Source organism: Alcaligenes sp. SJTW-7 (assembly GCF_047716895.1).
GTDB classification, from domain to species: Bacteria; Pseudomonadota; Gammaproteobacteria; order Burkholderiales; family Burkholderiaceae_B; genus Alcaligenes; species Alcaligenes ammonioxydans.
Genome location: NZ_CP136682.1, coordinates 65,881 through 92,454, shown reverse-complemented (window position 1 = coordinate 92,454; position 26,574 = coordinate 65,881). Strand labels below are relative to the sequence as shown.

Below are 26,574 nucleotides of genomic sequence, written 5' to 3'. Positions count from 1 at the left end.
AAAGCCGCTGCAAACCGTTGAAACTCAAGGTTTTACGTCTCCTTCCTGTCTTTCAGAACCATCTAGGCGCATGAAACATGGAAAATAAGCCCGATCACTGGGCACGTGTAGCTTCTGCTGACCTGGAACAGGTGCGCAAATCTGTCAGCGACATGATCAAGTCGCACCAGCTCAAGCAGTTACGTGCCGACCAGACCCTGCAAACCCGGCTGCGCCACGCCCAGTTTGGTCAGGTCGCCTTGAGCCGCCTGGGCTATGGCGCCGACGTCCACATTCAACCCGATCATCTGGCCGGTTTTTACCTGATCCAGATGCCTCAGTACGGCACCGCCAAGGTGCGCTGCGGCAATCAGACCGTGGACTCCAGCCCCTATGCGGCCACCATCCTCAACCCCAACGAGGATGTGGATATGATCTGGCACGCCAATAATGAGCAATTAATGCTCAAGATCGATCGCAATCTGGTCGAGCAGGCCGCACGCGGCATGGGCCTGGATGTGGGCCCGCAAGGTTTGCTGTTTCCGGTGCGCCTTCAGGCGCATACCCAGCCTTCCTGGCAAATCATGCTGCGTTATGTGCTGGACTGCGCGCGCAACTACGAGGACATCCGACGCTCTCCGCTGATTATCAACCAGCTGGAGCAATTGGCCGTGACGACCCTGCTGGACCTGCACCCGCCTGCCCAGATTCAGCCGGTCAACCCGACCCGCATCCTGCCGCGCCATCTGAAAAAAGTCGCCAGCCATTTGCATGAACAGGCTCACCTGCCTGTCACGGTGGACGAGCTCAGCGCCATTGCGGGCGTCAGTTCGCGCACGTTGCAACAGGCTTTCCGGGATCACTACGGGGTCAGCCCCATGCAGTATCTGCGCCAGGTTCGGCTGGATCGTCTGCGCCACGAACTGATTCACTCCAACGAACCGCATCTGACACTGGCCGATCTGGCCATGCGCTGGGGCTTTGCCCACCAGGGCCGTTTCAGTGCCGAATACCGCAACCGCTTTGGCGAAACGCCCAGCGAAACTTTGCAGCGGGTGCGCGGCGGTCAGCACTGAAGCAGCGCCTCACCCTTTCAGGATGCGCTGGGCCGCCAGATAGCCGGACTGCCCGCCCAGGCCTGGACCCGGATGCACCGACGCACCAATATGGTGCAGATTGCGCCAGGGGGTGGCGCCACTGCGCGCGTTCTTGTGTCCCGCAAAAGGACGCATGAAAAAGAACTGATCGGGCGAGCACACACCGCTGTAGGGGTCGCCCCCGACCAGATTCATGTTCAAGGCTTCCAGGTCCGCCGGGCTGACGCTGCGACGCCCGATAATCTTGGCGGCCAAGCCGGGCATGACCGTTTCCAGTCGGGCCTGCACACGGTCGGCCATGGCCTCGCGCACTGCCTCGTTCCAGCGCCCATCAGCGGGCACGGCAATTTCGCCTGCCTCGTCACCTTTGATATGACGGGGCAACTCCTGCATTTGAACCCACAAAATCCAGTGTCCTTCCGGCGCGCGGCTCACATCCACGGCCACCGGCTGACCGACGGCCAGCGTCGGTTTGGCGGGCAGATAGCCATTACTGGCCGTCACCACCGAGGAGCAAACCTGCTCCATGCTTTCGGTGACATGCACCATGGGAACATGGCGCAATTCCGGGTCCACCCAGTCGGGCGGCGCATTCAAGGCAAAATGAATCTGCATGCCGCCCCGGCCATAGTGATAATCCTGGGCAGACTTCACCAGAGCGGGTGGTGCATCCGGCACCAGATCACCATACAGCTGGCCGGGCGTGACATTGCATACCACGGCACGACGCGCCAGATAGCGCTGGGCGCCGACACACACGCCGCTCGCCTTGTTCCCCTCGACCAGCACCCGATCCACATGCGAGTTGGTCAGAACCGCCCCCCCTGCTTGTTCAATAATGCGGGTAAACGCTTTCACAATCTGGTCACTGCCACCTTTGACCACGGGCATGCCGCCGCTGACCACGGCACTGAAGGTCAGCTTGCCGATCAGGGCCGAGCTGGCCTCGTCCGGGCCCAGGCCACTGTGCAGCACCCAGGGCGCAATCATGGCGCGGGCCAGATCGCTGCGCAGATCGCGCATGGCCCAGCGTCGGAAACTTTCCAGGGCCTGCGAACCGAAGGACATCAAGCCATCCAGCCCGCGTTCACGCCAGGCCCCAAAAGCCAGCTTGGCCATCGGCCAGCGGTAAGGCTCACCCCCGAGCAGGCCAAACACCAGGCCGGCATCCGGGCCAAACATGCGGGCCGCCATGGCTCCCAATGCATCGCCTTCACCCGGCATCACGGCATTGAAACGGCGTACCGTATCGTCCATATCCTGACGCAAGGCCAGCGCCGGTCCCCCCGGAATGGCCAGTCCCGTGCTGTATTCACCCTTGACGAACTCCAGTCCCGCCTTGGCCAGGGGTTCGGCCAGCGCGGCATAAGACGCTCCCCCCATAAAGAGGGGATACCAGCTCGACAGAACATCGTGGGTAAAGCCGGGAAACAGCTCCTCGGTACGGATACAGCCTCCCGCCACCGCATTGCGCTCCAGGACGGTCACCGACAGGCCGCGCTGGGCCAATAGGGCGGCGCAGGTCAGGGAGTTCATCCCGCTGCCGACAATAACGACATCAGCGCTATGCGCGTCACTCATTTCAACGCTCTCCGTCCGGCGTGGTCAGGCTGGCGAAACGACCCCGGTGAAATACCGCGGGCTCGTGCTCGGTCAAGGTGGTGTGACGCACCACACGGCCAATGAACAAGGTATGGTCACCCCCTTCGTGCTGACGGTAGTTCTCGCATACAAAGGTCGCGACACAATCGTCCAGCAAGGGCACGCCTTCCTCGCCATCCACATGCGAGACCAGCGCAAACTTGTCCTTGACCTGGGAATTGGCAAAGCCCAGGGCCACAGGCACCTGCTCCTGGCTGATCACGTTGATGGCAAAGTGGCTGCAGTTCTCAAACACCGCCAGATTGGGAGAATGATTCACCAGACTCCACATCACCAATGGCGGCTCCAGCGACAAGGATGTAAAGGAGTTGATCGTCAGCCCCACCGCCCGGCCATCAGGACAACGTGTGGTGACAATGGCCACCCCCGTTGGAAAATGGCCCAGTGCCTGGCGAAACGCACGGCTATCGACCACATTCAGATTGGACGGTGTGGGTTTGGCGTCAGCGGCTGCCAACGCTTGGGCAGACACGGCCTGCCGCTGGGCAGCGGTGGGGGACGAGGAGTCTTGCAGCGTTGCGGTGGGGGTCATGGTACGTCTCCTTGAATACGGTCTATCAGGCAGCCACAGACTGACTGCGCGTTTTCTCAATCAAATCCTGAGCGGCGGTCAAATCTTCCCAGGCCGGGAACAGCACCGGCGGGTGGTTAAAACTGTTGGCCAGGAAGTGGGCCAGAGCAGGCGATTGCTGGGCCGAAGTCAGCAAGGCGAACGAAGAATCGGTTGGCGGCTTCAACATGGAGTTGGTCCAGCGCACCACCAGATTGGCGTAATCCCAGTAACGCTCAAACGTGGCCTGCATCCAGTCACGGTCAAACGCGCCTTCACCGCGTTGCAGGATGCTGTCCAGATATACCTGGGCGGCTTTGGCAGCATTATTGGAGCCTTGGCCAGTAATGGGATCGTTCACGACGACGGCATCACCCAAGCCCAGCACCATGCGGCCCGACGGCAGGGTCAGCACAGGTTTGCGTACGGTGGGAGGGAACGCGCCAGACAGGTAACCCTGGGCATCGGTCAGTTCAACATTACGGGCACGATCTGCTTCCCAAGGCAGAAATTCACGCAAGAATGACAGGCTTTGTTCCAGATGCGCCTCTGGCGTCTTGGCCTCGCGGAACCGATCCAGCGGACCACCGGGCACCCCTTCAAACACCATGATGTCGCACGGACCCGACAGCGTCAGCGAAGGAAACACAAAGTATTCGCCCACACCCGGAATGAAGTTAAACGACACACGCGAGTACTCAGGCGTAGGCTCCAGACCGTGTACGTAGGTCAGGGCCAGAGCGCGCTGGGGTTTGTCGTACATGGAGCGCTCATCGTCACGCTCGAACAGTTTGACCACTTCGCCCTTGCCGGCAGCCAACATGGTCAGATCGTATTCCTGGGTGATGCGCTCCAGTTCAGCCACGCCCACATCTTCCATGATCAGCTTGCCGCCGCGCTGCTCGAACACTTCCAGCCAGTAAGGCATCTTTACGCGCTGGTCAGTTGCCTGGGCTTCACGATCCAGACGGCCACTCCAATCGACGGCCTTGGTGTCAGGCTGTTCAGGGTTGGGCAGGGCAAAACCGATGCCCTGCACGGGTGGACATTCGTCGTCCCAGAAGTTCAGGCCCAGACGGCGCTCTACATCCAGCGCCTCGGCAAACATGCACTGGCTGGACATCACGCGGCCACCACGAATATCGTCGGGACTGCGGTTGGTGAAAACGGCTACGTCGTAGCCCTTGGCCAAAAGACCGAATGCAACGGGCATGCCAGCCTGGCCAGCGCCCACAATAGCAACTTTACGCATGATTTTTTCCTTCTGAGGGAGCGAGGGATGCCATCGACGCGGCATCCCGGTTTTTCTTATTCAGCCAGCTTGGGGATGGCCGGTACCCCTTGCTCAGGGCCCATGGCCGAGTAACCGCCATCCACGGCGTAATCCGCCCCGGTGACGAAACTGGCCGAATCCGAGAGCAGGAAGGCCACGACTTCACCCACTTCCTGGGGGTCACCCACGCGGCCCAGCATGTGAAAGGCTGAAGCCACACGATCAGTTTTGGCGCGGTCACCGCCGGTCAGCTCATCCATCACGCGCGACCAGATCCAGCCGGGCGAGACCGAGTTGACGCGAATACCGTCAGGGGCAAAGTCCAGGGCCATGCTGCGTGTCAGTTGGAGCAGGGCGGCCTTGGAGACCGGATAGAGCCAGCGTCCGGTTTGCGCAATTGACGAGGAGATGGAGGTGAAGTTGACGATGGAGCCCCCTCGCGGCAACAAGGGGCGCACCGCCTTGGCCGCCTGCACCGCGCTGACCAGATTAATGTCCAGCGCCTTGAGCCAGTCCGCACGGCTGGACGCCATGCCTTCATCCAGATAGGAGCAGGCCAGATTGACCAGACCATCCACACGACCAAAGTGCGCTTTCACCTGTTCAATGGCGGCATTCAGGCTGTCATCGCTGGTAATGTCCACTTCCCAGAATCTGGCCTTGGCAACGTCGTTGCCAACGGCGATCTGCCCGCCTGCGGCATCAATGTCAAACACAGCCACTCGGGCGCCGTAGCCCATCAGCACCTCGACCACGCCGGCGCCCACACGCGTGGCGCCGCCGGTCACGATGACTACCTTATCCTTCAGTCCTTTCATGTCGCTCTCCTGCCGCGGGCCCTTAGAACGGAACCGCTACTTTTACAAAAAACTGTTTACCTTCAGGACGACCCCGCACACCCAGATCCTGCTGATACTTGGCCGTAATCAGCAGCCCTTTATCGTTGGCGTAACGCAGGCTCGGGCCAATGGCAAAGGAACGGGCCTTGCCATCACCAGCCATGGGGCCATGGTCGCGTTCAATCTGTTGATAGGCGTAACCACCCACACCCAGCACCAGACCGTTCCCGAAGCCCCAGCCCAAGGCGTAGTCCGCATGAATGGCTTTACCCGTGCGGGTCTCGGTATCGCTGTTGCGCATGTTGAAGTCCACCATCAACTTCACATCCCAGTTGATGCCACTGGGCTGCATGTAGCTAAAGGCGGCGGCCGGCTGGATGGCCCAGTAGTTACGACCCAGATTGGCGCTATCGCCCACCTTGTAACGACCGGTAGGCGCGACAAAGTCCACGCCCAGGATGTAGTGCATCTTCTCGCTGGGATGAAAGCCCAGCGCAGGACCGAACACCACATCGCCCAGACCGCTGCGGCGCTGGGACTGACCAGCCGCTTGCGCCTTGACGGTCAGCAGGGGAGCCAGAGCGTGGAACGCCAGTTGCCCACCCAAGACTTGCTGATCGGTCACCCACACCAGGCGAGGGGCCACCATGGCCACATCCACCTTGAAATCGGGAATAGGCAGCTTGTCGCCGTTTTTGTCGCGCACCGAGTCATAGCGCATGGCACCGCCATACATCAGCATATGCACGCCGGGCGGAGGCAAGGCCCCGCTCATGAAGTTTTCCAGACCGTCCGGGTAAATCGGCAAACCGTTTCCCTCAATGGCATAGGCCGGGCCTGCAGCCACAACACCCACTCCCAATGCCACGGCGGCTATTTTCTTTGTCATGTCCCCCACGTCCGTTCTCCTTTTGTTTTTAGATATGACGATGGAGCTAATGGTAGAAGTGCCGTTTGCGCCGGTATATCCACTTTGCGCAGCGCCTGGCCAATAAGCGCAAGAAGCCGCAAAAGCAGGGAAAACCCCGATTTGGTTTAGATTTAAAGAATGACATTCGGTAAAGCTGTTAAACGCTACGTTTCAACGAATGTCTGCGATAATTTCCTGTCTTTCCGCCTGGTCGATATTCCTGTTTACCAAGGCTTCAACACGCAGGGCCGCGGATACGGTGTCATGCCAAGGCCGGGGTCTGCTCACACGTACCGCTGTTCCTTTCAATGAGCTCCAGCCTCCCTTACGCTGAGTCGCGACTCAGCCTGCCTTTGCTCGGCCCCCGTTTTGCTATCTGGACCTTCATTTTCTTTGTGATGCTGGCGCTGACGGCGACCTGGTCCATCTACCGACTCACGCCCATGATTTCGGACGACTTCAGCTATGCCAACAAAGGCATTGCCTGGGACGCAATCGCGCGCCACTACCTGAACTGGAGCGGCCGGCTGGTCTCGGATACCCTTTCCAGCGCCCTGCTCAGTCTGGCGCCACCCTGGTTAAAGGCCAGCCTGGGCACCGCCGCCCTCGCAGGCGTGATCCTGATCCTGTCAGCCCTGGGGGCCAGGCTGGCCGGACAGACACTGCGTCCTTCCATCGTGCTGCTGGTTTTCATGCTGTATTGGCTCATGAACCCGGATCTGGGGCAGACCACCTTTTGGCTGGTGGGGTCAGCCAATTACTTATGGCCCAATCTGTTCAATTTTGGTTTTGCTCTGGCCTATGTCTGGCGTCTGCAAAAAGGGACGACATCGCCGGCAATCGGTCTGGGCCTGTGTGCGCTTGCCGTATTGGCAGGCTGCTCCAACGAGAACACCGGTATCATCAGCTGGTGCCTGCTGGCCGGCCTGAGTATTCAACGTTACCGGCGCACGCGATCCCTCGGAACCTGGCCCCTGATCTGGCTGGTATGCATGGGGATCGGAGTCAGCCTGCTGGTATTGGCGCCCGGCAATCAGGTGCGCGCCGAATTCTTTACCGCCTGGTACGACCAGCCTCTGACCTGGCGCCTCTGGGAGCACTTCAGCCGCCGCTTTCCTGATGCCATGTTGCGCTACTGGGGAGTGATCCTGGTCATGCTGGTCTGGCGTGTCTGGAGCGGACCCACCACCAGCGCGCCGGCAAGACGCCTGATCTGGCTGCTGGTCGCCGCCTCGCTGCTGGCCAACGCCATCTTGATGCTGGCCCCCAATATCCCCAAACGGGCCTTGAATGGTTCTTTCATGTATCTGCTGGTGGCCCTGTCGATCTACGGACATGATCTGCTGGCTCGATCCGCCCATCGCGCAAACATCCAGCGCGCGCTGACCTTGACGCTGGGCGTGTGCGCCGTACTCTGGCTGGTGTCCACTGCTCTGATACTGCGCAGTTATTACGGCACCTGGCAACAAAATCATGTACGGCAAGCCCTTATTGCCCGGGCTATCGAACAGGGTCACACCCATATCGACCTGCCTGGATATCACTTCAGAACCACGCTGCGCTCAAGGGATCGATTCGATACCTACTTCAATGGCGAGGCCATGGCCAGGTACTACGGTATCGAGGCCAGTATCGCTGAATACGCAGTCAGACAGCATTACGACCTGGGTTCAGGAGCACCACCCAAGCCCTGATGCCCAGCTCCAGGGCGACATGACCGTACCGATGCCAGCACGCCACACAAGCAAGGACCTGTCAGCACGCGAAAAAAACCCGCCGTCCTCTTGGACAGCGGGGTCAGGTCCCTGGCAGGGCGCTGTGCGGGCTGCTTTACTTGGCCGCGCTCAGCTCTTTGATCTGCTCACGGAAATAAGCCAGCGCTGCTTTGCCATCCACGCCTTTCTTTTCAGCCGCCTTGATCCAGTCCTCTTCAACAAAGGCCAGACGCTCTTTCAATTGATCGGCCGCCTCACCTTCCAGACGCAGCGTTTTCAAGCCGGCAGCCGTGTGCTTTTCAATCGCCTTTTGCTCGGCGGCTTGCCATTTGGAACCGAAATCATTGGCAATCCACTCGCCACTGATCTTCTCAATAGCCGCGCGGTCGGCCTCGGACAAGCTCTTCCACTTGCGCTCGTTCATGAACAGGTACTGGCTGGATTTACCGAAACCACCTGGGACCGACACAGCGGTCTTGACCAATTTGTCCAGTTTCCAGTTATCCAGCTGGTCGTACTGGAAGTACATGCCGTCGATCACGCCACGCGACAGCATTTCGTAGCTGTCAGAAGCCGGTGCGTTCACGGTCACGATGCCCAGTGCTTTGCCGATGGCATCAAACAGAGGGCTGGGCGAGCGCAGCTTCTTGCCTTTCAGATCGTCAATGCTTTGCACATTGTCCTGGCTGGTGAAGATCACCGTGGCCGGACTGGTCCACATGCCCAGCAATTTCACGCCTTTGTGCTCATTCGCATCCATCATGAATTTTTCATAGGTGCGCCAGTAGGCGACCGAGTTCACACCGCCGTCATCAGTGGTGAACGGCAGCTCAGCAAACTCGATCAAGGGAAAGCGGTTGGCGGTGTAGCTATGAACCGACATGCCCAGATCGGCAATGCCATTGCGCACCAGATCCACGTGCGCCTGCGGCTTGCCCAGCGCATTGATGAACTCGACCTTCACACGGCCTTCGGTGGCTTTTTCCACTTCCTGGGCCCAGGGCTCGAACATATTGGTCACAATGAAGTGGCCAGGTGGCATCCACTGGGAAAAACGCAAAGTGGTCACTTCAGCAGCCACCGACGGCATCGTCGGTGCCAGCGCTGCCGCCGCCAGGCCCAGGCTCAAGGCCAATTTCTTGAAAACACGCATCTCGACTCCTCGTAAATTGTTTTGCTGCCGGGTCGTTACGGCCCGGCGGTGTACTGCTGCCCGGATCACCACTGCATCCGGGCCGGGTTTTACATACTGTTTGGAATGACCAGAACAATCCAGGGAACAAACACCAGCAAGAGCAAACGCAGAATGTCCATCATGACAAAGGGTGCAACCCCGCGGATGATGGTGCCCAGGGGAACATCGGGCATCACGTTCTTGATCATGAAAATGTTCAGACCCAAGGGTGGGGTTATCAGGCTGATTTCAGCCGCGACCACCACGATCACGCCAAACCACACCAGATCAAAGCCCAGAGAGGCGACGATCGGGTAAAAAATAGGCACCGTCAACATGACCATGGACATGGTTTCCAGGAAACAACCCAGAACCAGGTAGATGGCACAAATGATCAGGATCACCATGATGGGCGAGACATCAATGCCTTCGATGAAGCTGAGCAACTGATTGGGCAAGCCCGCAACGGACAGGAAGTTGGTAAAGACCAGCGCACCAATGACCAGCGCAAACATGATGGCGGTGGTCTGCGCCGCTTCGATCAGCACCGTCAGGTACATGCGGGGCTGCCAGCCACGACGCTTGAGGGTCAGCAAGAAGGTGGCCGCAGCACCAATGCCGGCGGCCTCGGTCGGTGTGAACACACCGCCGTAAATCCCCCCCATGATGACAATGAACAGCACGGTAATGGCCATCACGCCTTTGGTTGCCTCAAAGCGTTCGCGCCAGCTGGCTTTCTCACCGGGACGGCCCAGACTGGGGTTGATCGCGGTAATAATCATGACCGTGATCAGGTACATCAGCATGGCCACCATGCCGGGCAGGAAACCCGCCGCGAACAGCTTGCCGATATCGGTTTCGGTCAAGATCCCGTACACCACCATCATCACGCTGGGCGGAATCAGAATGCCCAGCGTGCCGCCCGCAGCGATACTGCCGGTAGCCAGACGATCGTCATAGTTGTACTTGCGCATATTGGGCATGGCCACCCGGCCCATGGCCGCTGTAGTGGCCATGCTGGAACCACAGAGCGCACTAAAGGCACCACAGGCAACAATGGTTGCCATGGCAAGACCACCGCGCAGGTGACCGATAAAGGCGTGAGCGGCCTTGTACAGGTCTTTGGACAGACCCGAAGCGTTGACCAGATTGCCCATCAAGATAAACAGCGGCAACACTGTAAAGCTATAGCTCATGGCCGTGTCATAGCTGGTTTGTGCCGCCATGATCAGGGCCGCTTCCATGCCTGTAAAAAAGGCAAAACCCAATGTGCCAACCAGCAACATGCCCCAGGCAATGGGCAGACCCAGAAACAGGCTACCGAGCAGAACAAGCAGTCCGATAATAGAAATCAACATGAAAAAACTCCGTCTTTATCGGCGTGGAGAGCTAAAAATCTTGAGCAAGGCAGCCAAAGTGGCAATGCCGGTCATGATGGCGATGATGTAGGCAAAGGGGGCAATAGGCACTTGCAAGGCGTTGCTCATATCCCCGTACTCGTTCAATTCGGTGGCGTGCTTCCACAAATAGAAAGTGAGCACTGCCAGCATGAAGGTAGAGATCAGATTGATCACAAACTGCTGGACACGACGAGCCGCCGGACCCAACCACGCATCAATCAAACTGACGGTCAGGTGTTGCTGGTGCCAGGTGACACGCGGCAACGCCGAAAAAATCAGCACCCCCAGCAACAGTTCGCTGGCCTCATACGCACCCAGTAAAGGGGCGTGAAACACGTAGCGGCCTATCACGTCCACGGTAGTGATCCCTGTCATCAGAATCAAGATGACCACACAGGCAGTATCCAGAATTGTCTCAACAACCCGTACTACTCCACGTGAACGCACCAGCTCCATTCCTGGCAGATCGTCGTTCATTACAGCTCCACTTATTTTGGCCCGACAAGGCCTGTTTTTTGGGTCATCATGCGCCCCGTAAAACGGGGTCACATTGTTATATTTCTGTTCTAAATAGTTTATAGATGAACAAATCCAGGTAAATAGAAAGAAACCCTTAATTCCATCCAAAATCATGAATTCGTGGTTTCCATCTCACATGGCAAGAATTGGTGTCCCAAGACGTCCGGCTGAGCCGATGCATGGACAAAAGCCAGCCCTTCACACGGCCTTCAAACCTCGCCGGGCGAGCGCACGGACCCGACAACATTGGCTTGAGACGGGCCGAAAACAAAGCAGACCCGCGCGCTGACGTCCCACATGTGCCATCAGCTGAACGTCACCGCAGAGCCAGGCACCAAAAACAGGCAAGCGGCCCTAGGTCTGCGCCCCAATCCAATCCACCCAAATAAAAACCCCCTTGAGCCGGCAAGGGGGTTTTCAGAGGCAAGCCGGCAAATGGGCTGCGCCTCACGCGCACGTAGGGCGCGATCATCGTCAACCCAGCCGCAAACAGGTCAGATGATCAACGTGCCCACACTGGCACCACCGCAGACATACAGAGTCTGACCGGTGATGAAGCTGTTCTCAGGGTCTGAAAAGAACATCGTGGCGCGGCTGATATCGTCCGCGCGGCCCAGGCGTTTGACCGGAATGGAGGCGGCCAGCTTGGCTTCGCGCTCGCTTCCGGCTTCCACCACGTCGTAAAACATATTGGTGGTGATCGGGCCGGGGGCAATCACGTTGACCGTAATGCCCTGGTCAGCCAGTTCCAGCGCCCAGGTGCGAGCCATGCCCAACATGCCGGCCTTGGTCGCTGCATAGGCAGTCCGGGTTTGCAGACCCAGCGCGCCGCGCGAGGACATCAGCACGATCCGGCCAAAGTGGCGCTCGCGCATACCGGGCACCACCGCCTGGGTAATCTGCAAGGCAGCGCCCAGGTGGATCTGGGTCAGACCCTGCAAATCTTCCAGTTTGACCTCATCGAGCAAGGCCGGCCAGATCACGCCGGCGTTATGAATGAAGTGGGTCACATCAAAGCGCTCGGCAATGTCTTTTGCCGCCTTCTCGGTTGCTGCTGCATCCAGCAGATCCACCTGCACGCAGTGCAGACGTTCGTGCGTCCAGGGCAACACATTGCGCGCCATGCTGATCACGGTGTAACCCTGATCGAGCATCTTGCGACAAATGTCTTCACCAATACCGGTGCTGCCGCCCGTCACAATGGCGGTGTATTGAGCTTGTGTCATCTTGTTGTCTCCAGGCAAATTCAGGGTGCAGGGCGCGCTACCAGCACGGCTACGCCACCCGCATCCAGTTCCAGACTCAGGCGCACTTTCTCGTCCGCCTGCCCACCTTCAGGCAAGTGGGCGATGGCGAACGGGCCGCAATCCAGCGCAACGGTACCGATACGCCAGGGCAGTCGTGCCTGAAAGTAGGGCTCGTTGCTGTGATGCAAGGTGGTGGTGGCCTGCAGCACGCCCGTATCGGGCACGGCCTGCCAGTTCAGCGTGGTGTGCAAACAATGGCCGCACACATCGCGGGCGGGATACTGCACCGTGCCGCAGGACGGGCACACTTGCAGGGCAAACTCACCACGCCGTGCGGCGTCGGTAAGGCCAACTGCCGTGGCGCTGCGTGCGCCCGGTGGCAAGATTTGGGTATCGCTCATCACTGCCCCCGTTCCAGCAAGGCCGCGGCAGTACAGATGCCACGGTCATAATTGATCATGCCAAAGCCGGACACCAGACCGATGCGGGCATTGGCCACTTGCATATCACCCGCGGTACCCGTCAATTGGCGCAAGGCCTGAACCAGCCCCAGATAACCACCGGCTGCGCCTGCCTGGCCTACCGACAACTGGCCGCCGCTGGTGTTAAAGGGGAAGCTGCCATCCACGGTAAAGGTGTTCTTGCGGATGAATGCCGGACCTTCGCCCTTGGCGCAAAAACCCAGGTCCTCAAACTGCAGGACGTTGATGACGGGGTAGTCATCGTAGGTTTCCATAAAGTCCACGTCAGCCGGGCTAAGGCCCGCGTGTTCGTAGAAGGCATCCTTGTCCATGGCCCAGCCACCGCGGTACTGAACAGGGTCTTGAGGAAAGGCGTTGTGACGTTCGATGGTGGAGCGGATACGAACGTAAGACAGACCCAGTGCTTCAGCCTGTTCCCGACGCATCACCAGATAGCCTTCGGCACCCGCGCAAGGCATCACGCAATCGAACAGATGAATGGGGTCGGCAATGACGCGCGCCTCCATGTACTGCTCCAGCGTCAACGGCTTTTTCATCAGGGCGTGCGGGTTGCGCAGCGCATTGTCACGCTGGGCCACACACAGCTTGCCGAAATCTTCACGCGTGGCACCGTAGTGACGCATGTAGTAGTCCGTCAGCAGCGCAAAGCTGGCATTGGGGCCACCGGCACCGTAAGGATAGACGGCATCCTGCGAGAAACGTGAGAAGCCTGCCACCGTGTTCTTAAACGATTCCCGGTGATTGGTATCGCCCGCAATGCACGCCACGATCGACGCATCGCCACATTGCACGGCACGCGCCGCACGACGCATGGCAACCACGCCGCTGGCACCGCCCATCGGAATATGGTCCAGCCACCGTGGGCTCATTTGAAAATGCTGCATCACGCCCACGGCGGTGTCGCTGCCCAGCGTGAAGCTGGACACGCACACGCCGTCCACATCGGCTTTCTGCAGGCCGGATTGGGCCAGCAACTGGCCCAATGCCGCACCCAGCCACCAATGGGCGGTTTGCTCGGAATGGCGCTCGTAGGGGATGGTCACCGGAGCGACCAGCACTACATCGTCATAGCCCTGGCGGGCTGCTTGCGGCAAGGCCATGGGCTCAGGCCTCCTGACGTTTTTTCAGGTGATTCGTGTTCACGCAGGCCGGGTTGTCCAAAGCTGCCAGCGCCACGGTTTTCAATTCACCGCGCTGGATCTTGTTGGTCGAGGTCAGCGGCAGGGCATCCACAAACAGGACGTAACCGGGCACCTTGAAGTAGGCCAGTTGGGTCAGACCCCAGCGCACCATTTCCTGGGCGGCCTGTTCACGCTGCTCCTGGGTTTCAATCGGTTGGTGGGGCACCACCAGCGCCATCACTTCGTCGCCACGAATGGCATCAGGCACGGCAGCCACCGCAATGGAGCGCACCAGCGGATGCTGTTGCATGATGTTTTCCACTTCCACGGCAGCGATGTTCTCGCCACTTCGGCGGATCACGTTCTTTTTGCGGTCCACAAAATGCAGGTAGCCTTGCTCGTCACGGCACACAATATCGCCGGTGTGAAACCAGCCGCCTTCCCAGGCCTCGTCGGTGGCTGCCGGGTCTTTCCAGTAGCCGGAGAAAAATCCGTAACGTGGGTTGTCCCCAGCCGAGCGCACCAGCAGCTCGCCGTTTTCACCGGCTTGGGCCGGTTCGCCATCGTCCTTGCGCAACAGCACTTCCACCACCGGCATTTCCTTGCCAAAGCAGGAGGTGCCGATAAAGCGTGGCTCGTGATTGGCGATGATGCTGGCACCGGCGCCGGTTTCCGTCATGGCCCAGGCTTCCAGCAAGGGGAAACCGAAGCGTTCTTCAAAAATAGGATGCAGACCACGGTCCACACCGGCGCCAAAACCAAAGCGCACGTGGTGTTGACGGTCTTTTTCGCTGGGTTCGGCCTTCATCAGAATGGCGGGCATTACCCCCAGGTAATGCACTACGGTAGCACCCGACTCGCGCACCGAATCCCACCAGCTGCGTGGATGGAAACGATCCAGGGAGATCAGGCAGCCGCCGGTCTTGACCATGGCCATGGTCGAGCAGGCCATGGCGTTCATGTGAAACAGGGGCAACGGGGTCAGCATGCGCTCCTTGCCATGCTCCAGCGAGGCCAGACCACCAATATCGCGGTACCACTCACCGGCATAATGAAAGTACTGGTTCGACAGCATGCAGCCCTTGGGGCGACCTGTCGTACCAGAGGTGTACAACAGGGCACATTCGCTGTGCTCATCGGGAATGTCACAGGAGCGGGCGGCGGCACGCTCCACCATGGGCGGCACATCGCCGTCGGCCATGATGGCAAAGGGCTGGCCTGCACGCTGGGCCGCTTCCACAAGATCCTGGTGACGGCTGGGCAGTGCAATGGCCATGATCATTTCGGAATGGCCAATCAGGTACTCCAGCTCGGCAGCGCGCAGGTCCGGATTGATCGGCACAATCGACACGCCCAGGCTGTTCAAGGCAAACCAGTGCAGGAAAAATACGGGGCGATTCTCCAGCAAAATGCCGACGCGATGGCCGTGGCCATAGCCCGCGGCGGCGTAAGCCCCGCGCAGGGCGTCAATGCGTTCCAGCGCCTGACCGTAGGTCAGCTCACCCGCTTCAATACCGTAGATCTGGGCGGTCTCAGGCAGGGTACATACAAAGGGCTTGTCGCCCCATTTCTGGGCGGTGTCTCGAAAAGCCTGGTAGACCGTGGTGTTGGCCATCAAAAATTCTCCTGTCCTGTCACATAAACAACTGGATATTGCCAAAGGGCGCGTCGCAATTGAGCAGATCCACCCGTTTGAGCCGGATTTTCAACGCGTCGTCCTGGCGCACCAGGGTGTAGGTACTCCAACCTACATAGATATCCTGCTTGTCGCCGCGCGTTTCCGTGTAATGGAAGGCGCAACGTACCGTGTATTCGCCTTTTTCCTCGTCCATGCTTTCCACCGTGGGTAGCTGGAGCAGGTGATGACTGCGGCTTTTGGGCTGCTGGGAAAAAGTGCGACGGCCAGCCAGACGCTCAACACGAATACGCAGCAAAAGCTTGTCCTCGTGCATCAGGGAGGCATGCAATCGGGCGTCTTGCTGATCGTGTGCCAACGGCATCCAGTAGTAACCATCTTCGGTAAACAGATCGAGCCATTGCTCATAATGCTGTTCATCGAGCAGGCGGGCTTCCGCATACACAAAATCGATAAGGGCCTGACGGCTGATTTCGCTCATGGTTATTCCTCTTCTTGTTTAGCCTGCTGCTCGGGCAGCATGAACTTGAGCCAGGCACGGAACTGGGCGCGCATCTGCATTTCGCTGGTGCCGTTGATCACCACGTTCTTTTGCTGGTCTTCGTCTTTTTCCACCAGACGCGCCAGGTTCATCCAGTCGCGTCCCCGCGACTGCAAGCCCTGCTGCGCGCGTTCATACATTTCCAGATCGTCGTGGCCGACCATCGAAGTAGGCGCGTTGATCAGGCGGTTGTACATCAAGGTCCGTTCCAGGAGTGTGTCCGGCGCGCCCACCAGGCGGAAAGTCCAGGACTCCACCAGGGTTTTATCCGCGGCAATGGGCTTGAACAAACGCAGGGTCTGGATCGGGCCCTTGACCATGATGTTGGGGAAGTAACAGGTGTTGTGACGCGTGTCACCCAAAATGGCTTTGGCACGCTCTTCACCGTAGGCTTCGACCATCTGGTCCCAGTAACCGGGGATTTCGGAGTAATCCGCGTGGATGGAGTTGCTCACGCCGGTATGGCCGTGACCGTTTTCCCACACGCGAATACCCATGCCTTCATAGAACTCGTACGGCGACATGAACGGGGCAAACAGCTCAACCGCCATGGGCTTGGGCGTACCTGGAGGGGCCGCTTCCCAGGCTTTTACGGCGGTGCCCGCCGAGGACTCGTGCGCCACCATGGGGTGACAGGTATCGGTCTGGTTATCGACCAGCATTTTCCAGTTGCACTGGTGCATGTAGCGCATCACGCCACCGGCCACTTCCAGGCGGCCTTCGGGGGAGCGATCGACCATATTGTCGATGGTGCTCAGGGACTGGCCAAAGAACTCTTCAAAGCCAATGCCTTCATCGGCCAGACGGCAGAACACAAAATCGCGGTACACCCGCACATTCTTGACCGCCGCCATGCCCTGGCTGGCTTCGGTGCATTCAAAGCCGGTATTTTCGTAACCTTTCTTCAAAGGGATGGACAGCAGGGAGCCATCGGTCTTGAAGGTCCAGGCATGGTAAGGGCAACGGAAGAATTTGCCCGTGTTGCCACAGGTTTCACCGGCCACTTGCACGCCTTTATGCGGGCAGCGGTTGTACAGCACACGGATGCTGTCGTCTGTATGGCGCACCATAATGACGGACTCGGTACCGACCGTCGTGGTGTAGAAGTCACCTTTATTGGGCACCTGGCTGGCATGGCCAACGTAGACCCAGGTATTGGCGAACAACTGTTCCATCTCCAGCTCAAACAGCTCCTGGCTGATGTACAAATCCTTGTGGACCTCGGCCTCGCGTACCAATTCGCGGATGGCCTGGGGATTATCACGATACTTTTCCATCATGTTCTCCGTCGCCGTTGGGCTTTATAGATCCAGCACCAGACGCGGGGTCTTGGCACGAGAAATACAGATCTGGATAACCTTGTTGCTGGCTTTTTCCGAATCGCTCAGGAAATAGTCGCGGTGGTCAACCTCGCCTTCGATCACATCACAGGTACAGACGCCGCATTCGCCGCGCTTGCAATCGATCATGGGGTCCAGGCCCTGCTCTTCCATGACATCAACAATGGTCTTGTCGGCGGGGATCTGCAACGTGACGCCGGTCTGGCGCAGTTCCACCTCGAAAGGCTGGTCCCCTTCCTGCGCAGCCGCGGTCGCGAACAGCTCAAAATGCACATGCTCACTGGGCCAGCCACGCTGCTTGCAGGCTTCGATCACGGCATCAATCATGCCTTTGGGACCGCAAACGTAGATATGCTGATCTTTGGACAAACCATCGAGCAGGGTATTGAGGCAGAACCGGCCTTCGCTGTCGTCCGCGTAATGACGCAGAGCCGGGCCGGACAAGGCGCTCAGCTCATCCAGGAAAGCCAACTGTTCCACGCTGCGCCCTGCATAGTGCAGCTGATAGGGGCGACCCTGGTGATGCAGGGCCGCGGCCATGCTGGCAATCGGGGTGATGCCGATGCCACCGGCAATCAACACGGTCTCGGTTTCACCCTCGACGCCCTCATGCAAAGGGAAATCATTCTTGGGGCCAGCCACACGCAAGGTATCGCCCACTTTCAGGCTGTGCATGTACCGTGAACCACCCGAGCTGTTGTCCTCCAGACGTACGCCCAGACGGTAGCAGCGGGGTCCCTGCGCCATGTCAGCGTCCAGGGAAATCAGGGAATAGCAGCGGTGATCGTTCAGATCAGGAATCTGTACCTGCAGGTGCGAACCCGGCGCAAATGCGGGCAGGGAACCGGCCTGGGCAGGCTCTAGCGTAAAACTGCGAATCAGCGGGGATGCGTTCTGGATATCCCGGATGACGAGTTCAAAAGTATCCATCGTGTGCCTACCATTGAGCATGACTACATCAATTACCCAGCCAACACAGCCAAGCCATGGCATCATGTAGCGCCGCAGGGGGCAAGGGGACGGCCCAAAAAGGCTGCGTAAGGCTCGTCTACTGTCTCCGCTAAAACCGGCTGCCTGACACCGACACTGGCTGTACGGCTGGATCTCTATTCATTCTTTCGTGAATTTGTTTTATTGATGAATAGTTTACGGATAAATATATACTGCCGAATATAATGGAAAACCACTAGGTGAGAAAACAGCAGAACCGTGTCGTACACAATTCTGCCATTTTCTCCCCGTTTTGCGTTTACTGAGCTACCAGTGCGACCACGCGCAGCGGGCTGCCGGAGCCGCCTTCAATCTTCAGAGGGGCCGACATGATCAGTGCGCCCTGAGGGGGCAACTGATCCAGGTTGCACAGGCACTGCAAACCGTAACGGTTGGCGCCGTGCATCAGGGTGTGGCAAGGGTAAGCCACTGGCCAGGCGTAGGATTGGCCCGCATCGGTATTGATGGTTTCAACGCCAAAGCCGTGCACCTTGCGCTCGTGAATCATCCACTCCACCGCTTCCTGAGCTGGGCCAGGCGTATGAGCGCCGTCTTCACGCATGTTCAGAAACGCGGCGGCATCGTTGACACGCTTGGACCAATCGGTGCGAAACAGCACCCAGGCACCTTCAGGGATGCGGCCATGCTGGGCTTCCCAGTTCTGCAAGAACTCGGAGGTCAGGATGAAGTCTTCGTTCTGGGCCACTTCGGCCGAGGCGTCCACCACAACGGCGGGACGCAGAAAGTTGTCGACAGGAATGGTGTCGACGGTGTTGTCCGGATGATCCTTGCCGGAGATCCAGTGAGCGGGCGCGTCAAAGTGGGTACCGGTGTGTTCGCCACAGGTGAAGTTGTTCCAGTACCAGCCTGGGCCATTCTCGTCGTATTGGCTAATGCGCTCAATCGAGAAACCAGCAGTCTGACCAAACTGGGGGGGCAGCTGCAAGGCGGGGAAGCTGGGAGACAGGGTCTGGGTCAGATCCACGAAACGGACCTGTTTGCTGTCGATTGCCTGGATAAAGGCTGCCAATGGGTTCTTGTCGCTCATTTCATCTCCTACGGGGATCTTATGTCATCGTTATAAGTGCCTGTCCTGCCCATGCAGGAAGGGAAGCAGCCGTTAAAACAGCCCACTCCTCCAGGCTGGCGCTGCCCCTTTTTCAAAAACGGGCAGTGTGCATCTTTGACCACTGCGGCCAGGCCACAGCGGTTTTTGACCGGGTGCTTGAGCAAAGCGCCCCGTCAAAAAACGGTCCCGATCCAACACAGGAAGGGGACCGTCTTGAACCTGCTTACGCTTCCTTGTCGTCCAGAACGGAGAACTCGGCAGGGTTCAGGTCGGGCTGGGACGCGGCATCGCCTTCGTAAAAGCGGGCAGGCGTCAAAGCCTTGCGGTTCACACGCAGGTCAAACACGTCAAAACGGTTGTAATGACCCGTAATGTCGTGCATTTGACGCGGCTGGATGCAGCGCGACAGATCGATGTCGGCGTAGGCAATGCCTTCCTTGTCGATCAGGGCTTCGCCCTGCACGCGGCCATCGGGGCCAATAATGCCCGAGAACGCACTGTTGGGACGAGCCAGCAGATCACGCGCTTCGGGATGAGTGGCGGACATGGCCTCGACAATTTCCTCGGAAACCGTCGAGCAGGCCACCACCGTAAACACCTTGCCTTCAAAGCAGTGTGCAGCAGCACGCAGGCGAATGGCTTCAGCCATGTCGTAGTCCTTCGGTGCCACGGGCAAGGCGATGTAGCTGGCAACGTGGACCAGCTCGCCTTGCGACAACAGGCTGAAACGAGCCAGCGTGTTGGTGTTTTCGCCGCACGCCAAGGCGCCCAGAGGGCCGATGGTGGTGTCATGCACACGCATCGAGGAGGCGTCGCCGTTAGCCCAGGTCAGTTTTTCTGCCCAGGTGGGCACCAGTTTGCGGTGACGGCCCAAAATGCGACCGTCAGCGCCGATGGTGACCAGCGTGTTGTAGAGAGTGCCGATGCCAACGGGACTGCGCTCGTTCACACCCAACACCACATTGACCTTGCGCTGACGACAAACCTGCGCAACCTTCTGGATCTCGGGACCTGGGACTTCGATGGCCGATTTGCACAGGCGCTCGAACCATGGGCTGCCCTCGATCGGGTTCATCACCCAGCTCCAGTAGGGGTAACCGGAGACGAACACCTCGGGGAAGGCGATCAGCTCGGCACCGTTGTCGGCTGCTTCATTGATCAGACGACATACTTTTTCGATGGTCGCATTCGTGTCCAGGAACACAGGCGCTGCCTGAACGGCGGCGGCCTTGAACTGACGCAATTCCAGCATCATGCTCTCCTTTACTTAGTTTTGGGGGGTCACGTCCACGATGGGGTGACGCAATTCGCCGATGCCTTCCACCACAGCATGCACCACGTCGCCAGGCCACATCCACTCTTGAGGATCACGGCCAGCGCCCACGCCTTCTGGTGTACCGGTGGCGATGATGTCACCGGGTTCCAGCGTGATGCCGGCGCTGATGTCAGCGATCAGGTCATTCACGTTGAACAGCATGTGCTTGGTGTTGGAGCTTTGCTTGGTCACACCGTTCAGAGTCAGGCTCAGGTTCAGGTTGTGAGGATCGGTCAGCTCATCGGCCGTCACGATCACAGGACCGAATGGCGCGTAGGTGTCCTGGCCTTTGGAGTAGATCCACTGACCGGCACGACGGCAGTCGCGAGCGCTCACGTCGATCATGACGGAGTAGCCGAACACGTACTTCAGGGCGTCTTCCTTGGCCACGCGCTGGGCACGGGTGCCCATGATCACGGCCAGTTCCACTTCCCAGTCCATTTGCTGCGTGATGTTCTTGTTGTGCTCGATGGCATCGCCGGGGCCAATCACGGTGGTAGGCGGCTTGGAGAAAATCACGGGCTGCTTAGGCAGCTCTTTGGAGGTGTCCAGGGTACGGCTGGATTCGGCTACGTGTTCCACGTAGTTCAGGCCGATACCAAAGATGTTCTTGCGTGGACGGGGGATAGGAGCCAACAGTTTGACGTTGGCCAAGGGCAGTGCCACGCCAAAAGGCATATCGTCGGCGTAGGTTTCCAGCAAGCGAGCCGTGGAAGTCACAGCGGCTGGGCCCAGGTCGATGAAATCGAGCATATTGTCAGGCAGCATGTGGCCTGTGGCGTCGCCCAGGTAACCCAGGTCAACCACCAGATCGCCCACAATGGCGCCCAAGCGGCCAGCGGCAGCAACTTCACTACGGTACGTTACAAGACGCATTTCTATCTCCAGATTGGGCCATCTTGCGCAGATGGCTTGAATAAATCGGGTCGGCCCGCCTTGGCAGGCCGTCCAAATAAGTTAAACAAGTAGTCTTACAGCAGCACCTGGTGGCCGCCGTTCTCTGCCAACGCTTCTTCGCGGTACAGATTCAGGGCACGCATCACAGGCAGGTCGTGGAACGAGAACAGGCAGGCGTCTTGCGACGAGGAACCATTCACGTGCTCATGGAACATCCAGGAAGGGACGCAGAAAATGTCGCGTTCGCGCCAGTCAAAGCGTTTGCCATTGATGATGGAATACCCTTCACCCTTGGCACACTGATAAATGATGCTGCCCGTGTGACGGTGGGCCTTGGTGTGCTCACCGGGGCGCAGCATCTGCATGCTGGCGCCGATGGTGGACATGACAGGGCCGCCGGTCAGCGGGTTGATGTAGTCCATGATGACGCCATCAAAGGGGCTGCCGTCCGTTACCTTGGCGTAGGCTGACAAGGCTTCGTACGTCGGCTCCCACTCGTACTTGAGCAGCGGCGAGTAGGGTTTTTGCCAGTCGTGCAAAGTGGGCTTCAAACCACGGCCACCCCAGATTCCCACCGCGTCGTTGACGGGATGCGTAATGGCCTGGGCCAGATCCGGGTGAACGGCGTAAAAACCGGCTTCCAACGCATTGACCAGGGGAATGTCCAGACCGTCCTGCCAGATGCAAGGCAGGCCGTCGGCTTCCACGCCGTGCTCGTGCCAGCAGCCGTTGGGGGTCAACACAAAGTCGTTGGCACCCAGCGTCATCTTGTGCCCGTCCACGATGGTGTAGGCGCCACGGCCTTCCATAATAAAACGCAGGGCCGAGGAGGAGTGAGCATGTGCGGAAGCCGCTTCACCCGGTTTCATGACCTGCAAACCGGAGTACAGCCAACCCACCGCCGCCGACACTTCCTGGCGACCGGGGTTGTTCAGGTAAATCACGCGACGACCGGCTTTTTCAGGGCTGACCAGATCCACCGAGCGCAACACATAGTCGCGCAGGTCGCGGTAGCGCCACACCACCGGCACGGACTCGGACTTGGGCTCCCAGGGCTCAATCTTGTTGGCCACGGTCCACAAGGCACCGGCCTCAAATTGAGTCAAATCCTGGTAGTACTTCACCAGTTCGGGCGTGTCCTCAACATCAGCACGACCGATCACGCTTTCGCGATGGGTGTCAAAACGTTCTTCCGACATGATGCTGTCTCCTTTTGTGTTTTATGACTTGGCTGGGCCATCCTGGGCGACTGGCGCACGCTTGATCTGACGCTGCAACCAGTCTTTGCCCCACTCATACTGAACCGGCCAGGCCAGGTCGGTGTAGCCCAACTCCGCAGCCTGACGTTGCGGCCAGTTCGCATCGGCCAGGAAGCCGCGCGACAAGGCGCACAGGTCAGCACGGCCTGCGGCAATAATGCTGTTGGCATGATCCGCTTCCATGATCGAGCCCACCGCCATGGTGGCGATACCGGCTTCGTTACGGATACGGTCGGAGAATGGAGTCTGGTACATGCGGCCGTAAATTGGCTGCTGCTCCAGCACCACTTCACCCGAGGACACGTCGATCAGATCGGCACCGGCTTGCTTGAACAAGCGGGCAATTTCCACACCGTCGTCCGCCGTGTTGCCGCCTTCGGCCCAGTCTGTTGCCGAGATACGCACCATGATGGGCTTGTTCTCTGGCCAGACGGCGCGGATGGCTGCAAACACTTCCAGCGGGTAAGCCATGCGATTTTCCAGACTACCACCAAACTCATCACTACGCTGATTGGTCAGCGGCGAGATAAAGCTGGACAGCAGGTAACCATGAGCGGCTTGCAGCTCAATGCAATCAAAACCGGCCTGGTCAGCGCGCTTGGCAGCGGCCACAAAGGCGTCACGAATCTCGTCCATCTGGGCACGGGTGATCTCGGTAGGGACAGCCGTCACACCAGCCTGATAAGGCAGGGCGGAGGCCGACACCAAAGGCCAGTTGCCTTCAGCCAGCGGCTGATTGGCTTTTTCCCAGCCCAGCTGCGTCGAACCACGACGACCCGCATGACCCAGTTGCACACCGATCTTGGCGCCTTGTTCGTGGGCAAATGCCACGACAGGCTTCCAGGCCTCGGCCTGCTCGTCGTTCCACAGACCGGTACAACCGGGGGTGACACGAGCTTCCGGCGTCACGGCGGTCATTTCAGCCAGGATCAGGCCAGCGCCACCCATGGCACGGCTGCCATAGTGAACGTGATGCGTGGCATTGGGCATGCCGTCCTTGGCGCTGTACATCAGGGTGGGCGAGAACACGATACGGTTCTTCAACTGCATGTCGCGCAGCTTGAAAGGGGTGAACATGGGCGAGGGGGCCTTTTCACCCTCAGCCAGCTCCATGCCCGCTTCCGTCGCCATCCAACGCTCGTATTTTTCCAGCCAGGCGGCATCACGCACCCGCATGTTCTCGTGCGAGATACGCTGCGAACGGGTCAGCATGGAGTAGGTGAACTGCTCGGGCTTCATATTGGCGTAACGGGCCACGTTTTCGAACCATTCGGTCGAGTTGCGGGCAGCGTTCTGAATGCGCAATACGTCCACGCTACGAGCGGCTTCGTAATCTTTCAGCGCCTCTTCCATCGACTCGTGGTCCATATGCTGGGCCAGCGTGATGGCATCTTCCAGGGCCAGCTTGGTGCCCGAACCGATCGAGAAGTGAGCGGTGTGAGCGGCATCGCCCATCAATACCACAGGTACTTTCTTGCCGGTGCCGTAATCTTTCCAGTGCACCCACTTGTTGCAGATCACGCGGGGGAAACGAATCCAGATGGCCGAACCGCGCAGGTGCGTGGCATTGCTGATGAGCTTGTTGCCATCGAGGTGATCGGCAAACAGCTTCTCGCAGTAGGCAATGGCCTCTTCCTGCGACATTTCACCAATACCGGCTTTTTGCCAGGTTTCCTCGGGCGTTTCCACGATGAACGTGGACAGGCCTTCCTGGAAACGGTAGGCGTGAGCCTGGAACCAGCCGTGCTCGGTTTCCACAAAAATGAAATTAAAGGCGTCAAACACCTTTTCCGTACCCAGCCAGACAAAACGGCAGTTGCGGGTGTCGATATCGGGCTGGTACACGTCTTGGTAACGAGTACGAATGGCGCTGTTGATACCGTCAGAGGCAATCAGGATATCGGCGTTGTACTTGCGGGCCAGCTCAGCGTCGTCCGACACCACGGTCTCAAACACCAGGTTAACGCCCACTTCCTCGCAGCGAGCCTGCAGGATGTTCAGCAGCTTTTTGCGACCAATCCCGATGAAACCATGACCGCTGGAGCGCACGGCGCTACCTTTGAAATGGCACTCGATGTCGTCCCAGTGGTTGAAGGCGTCACCGATGGTCTGCGCGGACACAGGGTCAGCTTCACGCAGGTTTTCCATGGTGGCATCCGAGAACACCACGCCCCAGCCAAAGGTGTCGTACGGTCGGTTACGCTCGATCACAAAAACCTCGTTCTGAGGGTTTTGCAACTTCATCAGCAAACCGAAATACAAGCCGGCTGGGCCTCCGCCAATACATACGATATTCATGATATGTCCGTATGGTCTGAATACATGCTTTCGAGCATAGTATATTTATTAATAAATATTATACAAGTCAACTATTTAAATCAAAAAAAATACCTGACCTGCACACTGCCTGCTACTACTTCAAACTAGATCAAGCCTGGCTGCTTTCTGGCTGGGCAATCACATACGCTTGCATGGGGTTGCGCAGGAAATCAGGGATAGGAATACCCAGGTGGGTCTCCAGCGAGGTGGTCACCACAGTCTGGCGCACTTGCATACGCAGCACGCCGTCCTTGCCGACGCAACGCAACAGCAACGTCAAGGAGCTGTTGCCAATGCGTTCCACTCCCAGGCTCATCACCACATCATCACCCATACGGCTGATGGACTTGAACTCGGCTTCAATATGTACCGAGGGCATGCCTACCCGTTTGCTGGCGATCATGTTGTGAAAACCCTCGGGTACCATGGAATCGATCCATGCTTCCATCAGGTCGTTAAACATCACAAAGTACTGCGGATAAAAAACGATACCCGCTGGATCGCATTCCGAAAAACGGATGCGATGTTCTTGTTCGTACAGCTTGGAAACCATGTTGTAGACACCTTTTTAGCAAGTGTTTTGTGCGCCTGTCTGTGACGCTATCCGCATTCTGTCTGGCCTCACAGACCGGGCAGAATGCACCTTATGCTAGCTGGCCGTGCTTTGCAGATGCACCCGCAGCAAGCCCAGATGCTGATGGATATGCACAACTTCGTCTGTCGCCAGTCCTTCAAACATTTCTGCAATCCAGTCACTGTGGGCCTGGGCCATCGCCTCGAAACTGCTTTTGCCCTTGGGGGTGAGACGCAACACCCAAGCACGTCGGTCTGTTGGACTGCTCTGGCGAGACACCATGCCTTCTCGGGCCAGCTCGTCAGTCAGTCCGGTAATATTGCCGCCGGTCACCATCAGATAGCGTGACAACTCGCCCATCTTCAGGCCCTGCGGGTAGCGGTACAACTGGGCCATGTAATCAAAACGGGCCAGCGAAATACCATGATTCTGGCGCAGGCGACGACGGATCTCGTCCTCGATCTGCTTGGTGCAGGTCAGCATGCGCAACCACAATTTCAGGCTGGCAGGGTCCTTGGGACCGACGCGGCCTTCAAATCCAGCATCGGCTGGCTCTACCAGTAAATCCTGTGCTGCTTCGCTTTGATTCATATTCTTGCCCCCCAAACTTTGGCTAATTTCAGTTTGACCAACAGGCGGGATACTCGTGCTTGAACAAGTGTGAAC

24 protein-coding genes are annotated in these 26,574 nt (G+C 58.5%); 2 read left to right on the top strand and 22 right to left on the bottom strand.

Annotated elements, in window-relative coordinates:
• The first annotated feature begins 77 nt into the window (after positions 1–77).
• Entirely contained in the window at positions 78–1,055 is a 978-nt protein-coding gene (locus RSQ48_RS00385; protein ID WP_003800638.1) for an AraC family transcriptional regulator, read from the top strand.
• Positions 1,056–1,064: 9 nt separating this feature from the next.
• On the opposite strand, the gene RSQ48_RS00380 is transcribed toward RSQ48_RS00385, so the two are convergent.
• From RSQ48_RS00380 to RSQ48_RS00360, 5 genes are read right to left on the bottom strand one after another with little or no spacing between them, the layout of a single operon-like run.
• Positions 1,065–2,657: a phytoene desaturase family protein gene (locus RSQ48_RS00380; RefSeq protein WP_059318405.1), complete on the bottom strand. Its 1,593-nt coding sequence runs from the start codon at positions 2,655–2,657 to the stop codon at positions 1,065–1,067.
• A gap of 1 nt (position 2,658) precedes the next feature.
• Complete coding sequence (locus RSQ48_RS00375) at positions 2,659–3,270, bottom strand: flavin reductase family protein (RefSeq protein ID WP_003800641.1); 612 nt, start codon at positions 3,268–3,270, stop codon at positions 2,659–2,661.
• A gap of 25 nt (positions 3,271–3,295) precedes the next feature.
• Complete coding sequence (locus RSQ48_RS00370) at positions 3,296–4,540, bottom strand: styrene monooxygenase/indole monooxygenase family protein (RefSeq protein ID WP_003800644.1); 1,245 nt, start codon at positions 4,538–4,540, stop codon at positions 3,296–3,298.
• Between the two features lie 56 nt (positions 4,541–4,596).
• Positions 4,597–5,379: an SDR family oxidoreductase gene (locus tag RSQ48_RS00365; protein WP_003800645.1), complete on the bottom strand. Its 783-nt coding sequence runs from the start codon at positions 5,377–5,379 to the stop codon at positions 4,597–4,599.
• A gap of 22 nt (positions 5,380–5,401) precedes the next feature.
• Positions 5,402–6,289, bottom strand: a complete 888-nt coding sequence (locus RSQ48_RS00360) for a transporter (protein ID WP_003800647.1) — start codon at positions 6,287–6,289, stop codon at positions 5,402–5,404.
• 329 nt (positions 6,290–6,618) lie between these two features.
• Here RSQ48_RS00360 and RSQ48_RS00355 point away from each other — a divergent pair, with 329 nt between their 5' ends.
• Positions 6,619–8,004: a DUF6056 family protein gene (locus RSQ48_RS00355; protein WP_415302026.1), complete on the top strand. Its 1,386-nt coding sequence runs from the start codon at positions 6,619–6,621 to the stop codon at positions 8,002–8,004.
• A 136-nt stretch (positions 8,005–8,140) separates the two neighbouring features.
• On the opposite strand, the gene RSQ48_RS00350 is transcribed toward RSQ48_RS00355, so the two are convergent.
• The 17 genes from RSQ48_RS00350 to RSQ48_RS00270 all read right to left on the bottom strand — a co-directional run bounded on the left by RSQ48_RS00350 (position 8,141) and on the right by RSQ48_RS00270 (position 26,499).
• Complete coding sequence (locus tag RSQ48_RS00350) at positions 8,141–9,178, bottom strand: TRAP transporter substrate-binding protein (RefSeq protein ID WP_415302025.1); 1,038 nt, start codon at positions 9,176–9,178, stop codon at positions 8,141–8,143.
• 89 nt (positions 9,179–9,267) lie between these two features.
• Entirely contained in the window at positions 9,268–10,557 is a 1,290-nt protein-coding gene (locus tag RSQ48_RS00345; RefSeq protein WP_003800654.1) for a TRAP transporter large permease, read from the bottom strand.
• A 15-nt stretch (positions 10,558–10,572) separates the two neighbouring features.
• A complete protein-coding gene (locus RSQ48_RS00340; RefSeq protein ID WP_003800657.1) occupies positions 10,573–11,076 on the bottom strand; it encodes a TRAP transporter small permease in 504 nt (167 codons plus the stop codon).
• Between the two features lie 536 nt (positions 11,077–11,612).
• Complete coding sequence (locus RSQ48_RS00335) at positions 11,613–12,344, bottom strand: SDR family NAD(P)-dependent oxidoreductase (RefSeq protein WP_003800659.1); 732 nt, start codon at positions 12,342–12,344, stop codon at positions 11,613–11,615.
• Positions 12,345–12,364: 20 nt separating this feature from the next.
• Entirely contained in the window at positions 12,365–12,766 is a 402-nt protein-coding gene (locus RSQ48_RS00330; protein ID WP_003800661.1) for a Zn-ribbon domain-containing OB-fold protein, read from the bottom strand.
• A complete protein-coding gene (locus tag RSQ48_RS00325; protein ID WP_003800664.1) occupies positions 12,766–13,947 on the bottom strand; it encodes a thiolase family protein in 1,182 nt (393 codons plus the stop codon). The genes RSQ48_RS00330 and RSQ48_RS00325 overlap by 1 nt, the downstream gene beginning before the upstream one ends.
• A gap of 4 nt (positions 13,948–13,951) precedes the next feature.
• A complete protein-coding gene (locus RSQ48_RS00320; RefSeq protein ID WP_059318409.1) occupies positions 13,952–15,583 on the bottom strand; it encodes an AMP-binding protein in 1,632 nt (543 codons plus the stop codon).
• Positions 15,584–15,602: 19 nt separating this feature from the next.
• Entirely contained in the window at positions 15,603–16,085 is a 483-nt protein-coding gene (locus RSQ48_RS00315) for an aromatic-ring-hydroxylating dioxygenase subunit beta (RefSeq protein WP_003800667.1), read from the bottom strand.
• Positions 16,086–16,087: 2 nt separating this feature from the next.
• Positions 16,088–17,422, bottom strand: a complete 1,335-nt coding sequence (locus tag RSQ48_RS00310; protein ID WP_003800670.1) for an aromatic ring-hydroxylating dioxygenase subunit alpha — start codon at positions 17,420–17,422, stop codon at positions 16,088–16,090.
• A 24-nt stretch (positions 17,423–17,446) separates the two neighbouring features.
• Positions 17,447–18,415, bottom strand: a complete 969-nt coding sequence (locus RSQ48_RS00305) for a PDR/VanB family oxidoreductase (RefSeq protein ID WP_059318411.1) — start codon at positions 18,413–18,415, stop codon at positions 17,447–17,449.
• Positions 18,416–18,734: 319 nt separating this feature from the next.
• Complete coding sequence (locus tag RSQ48_RS00300) at positions 18,735–19,523, bottom strand: cyclase family protein (RefSeq protein ID WP_003800674.1); 789 nt, start codon at positions 19,521–19,523, stop codon at positions 18,735–18,737.
• A 244-nt stretch (positions 19,524–19,767) separates the two neighbouring features.
• Positions 19,768–20,796, bottom strand: coding sequence for a carbon-nitrogen hydrolase family protein (locus RSQ48_RS00295; RefSeq protein WP_003800676.1), 1,029 nt, complete (start codon positions 20,794–20,796; stop codon positions 19,768–19,770).
• A gap of 15 nt (positions 20,797–20,811) precedes the next feature.
• Positions 20,812–21,735 (bottom strand): fumarylacetoacetate hydrolase family protein, encoded by a 924-nt coding sequence (locus tag RSQ48_RS00290; protein ID WP_003800679.1) that lies wholly within the window; start codon positions 21,733–21,735, stop codon positions 20,812–20,814.
• Positions 21,736–21,830: 95 nt separating this feature from the next.
• The gene (locus RSQ48_RS00285; RefSeq protein WP_003800681.1) at positions 21,831–22,955 is read right to left on the bottom strand and encodes a cupin domain-containing protein; all 1,125 of its coding nucleotides are present in this window, start codon (positions 22,953–22,955) and stop codon (positions 21,831–21,833) included.
• A gap of 21 nt (positions 22,956–22,976) precedes the next feature.
• The gene (locus RSQ48_RS00280; RefSeq protein ID WP_003800683.1) at positions 22,977–25,313 is read right to left on the bottom strand and encodes a bifunctional salicylyl-CoA 5-hydroxylase/oxidoreductase; all 2,337 of its coding nucleotides are present in this window, start codon (positions 25,311–25,313) and stop codon (positions 22,977–22,979) included.
• 130 nt (positions 25,314–25,443) lie between these two features.
• Complete coding sequence (locus RSQ48_RS00275) at positions 25,444–25,887, bottom strand: acyl-CoA thioesterase (protein ID WP_003800684.1); 444 nt, start codon at positions 25,885–25,887, stop codon at positions 25,444–25,446.
• Between the two features lie 96 nt (positions 25,888–25,983).
• Positions 25,984–26,499, bottom strand: coding sequence for a MarR family winged helix-turn-helix transcriptional regulator (locus tag RSQ48_RS00270; RefSeq protein ID WP_003800688.1), 516 nt, complete (start codon positions 26,497–26,499; stop codon positions 25,984–25,986).
• Positions 26,500–26,574: the final 75 nt, after the last annotated feature.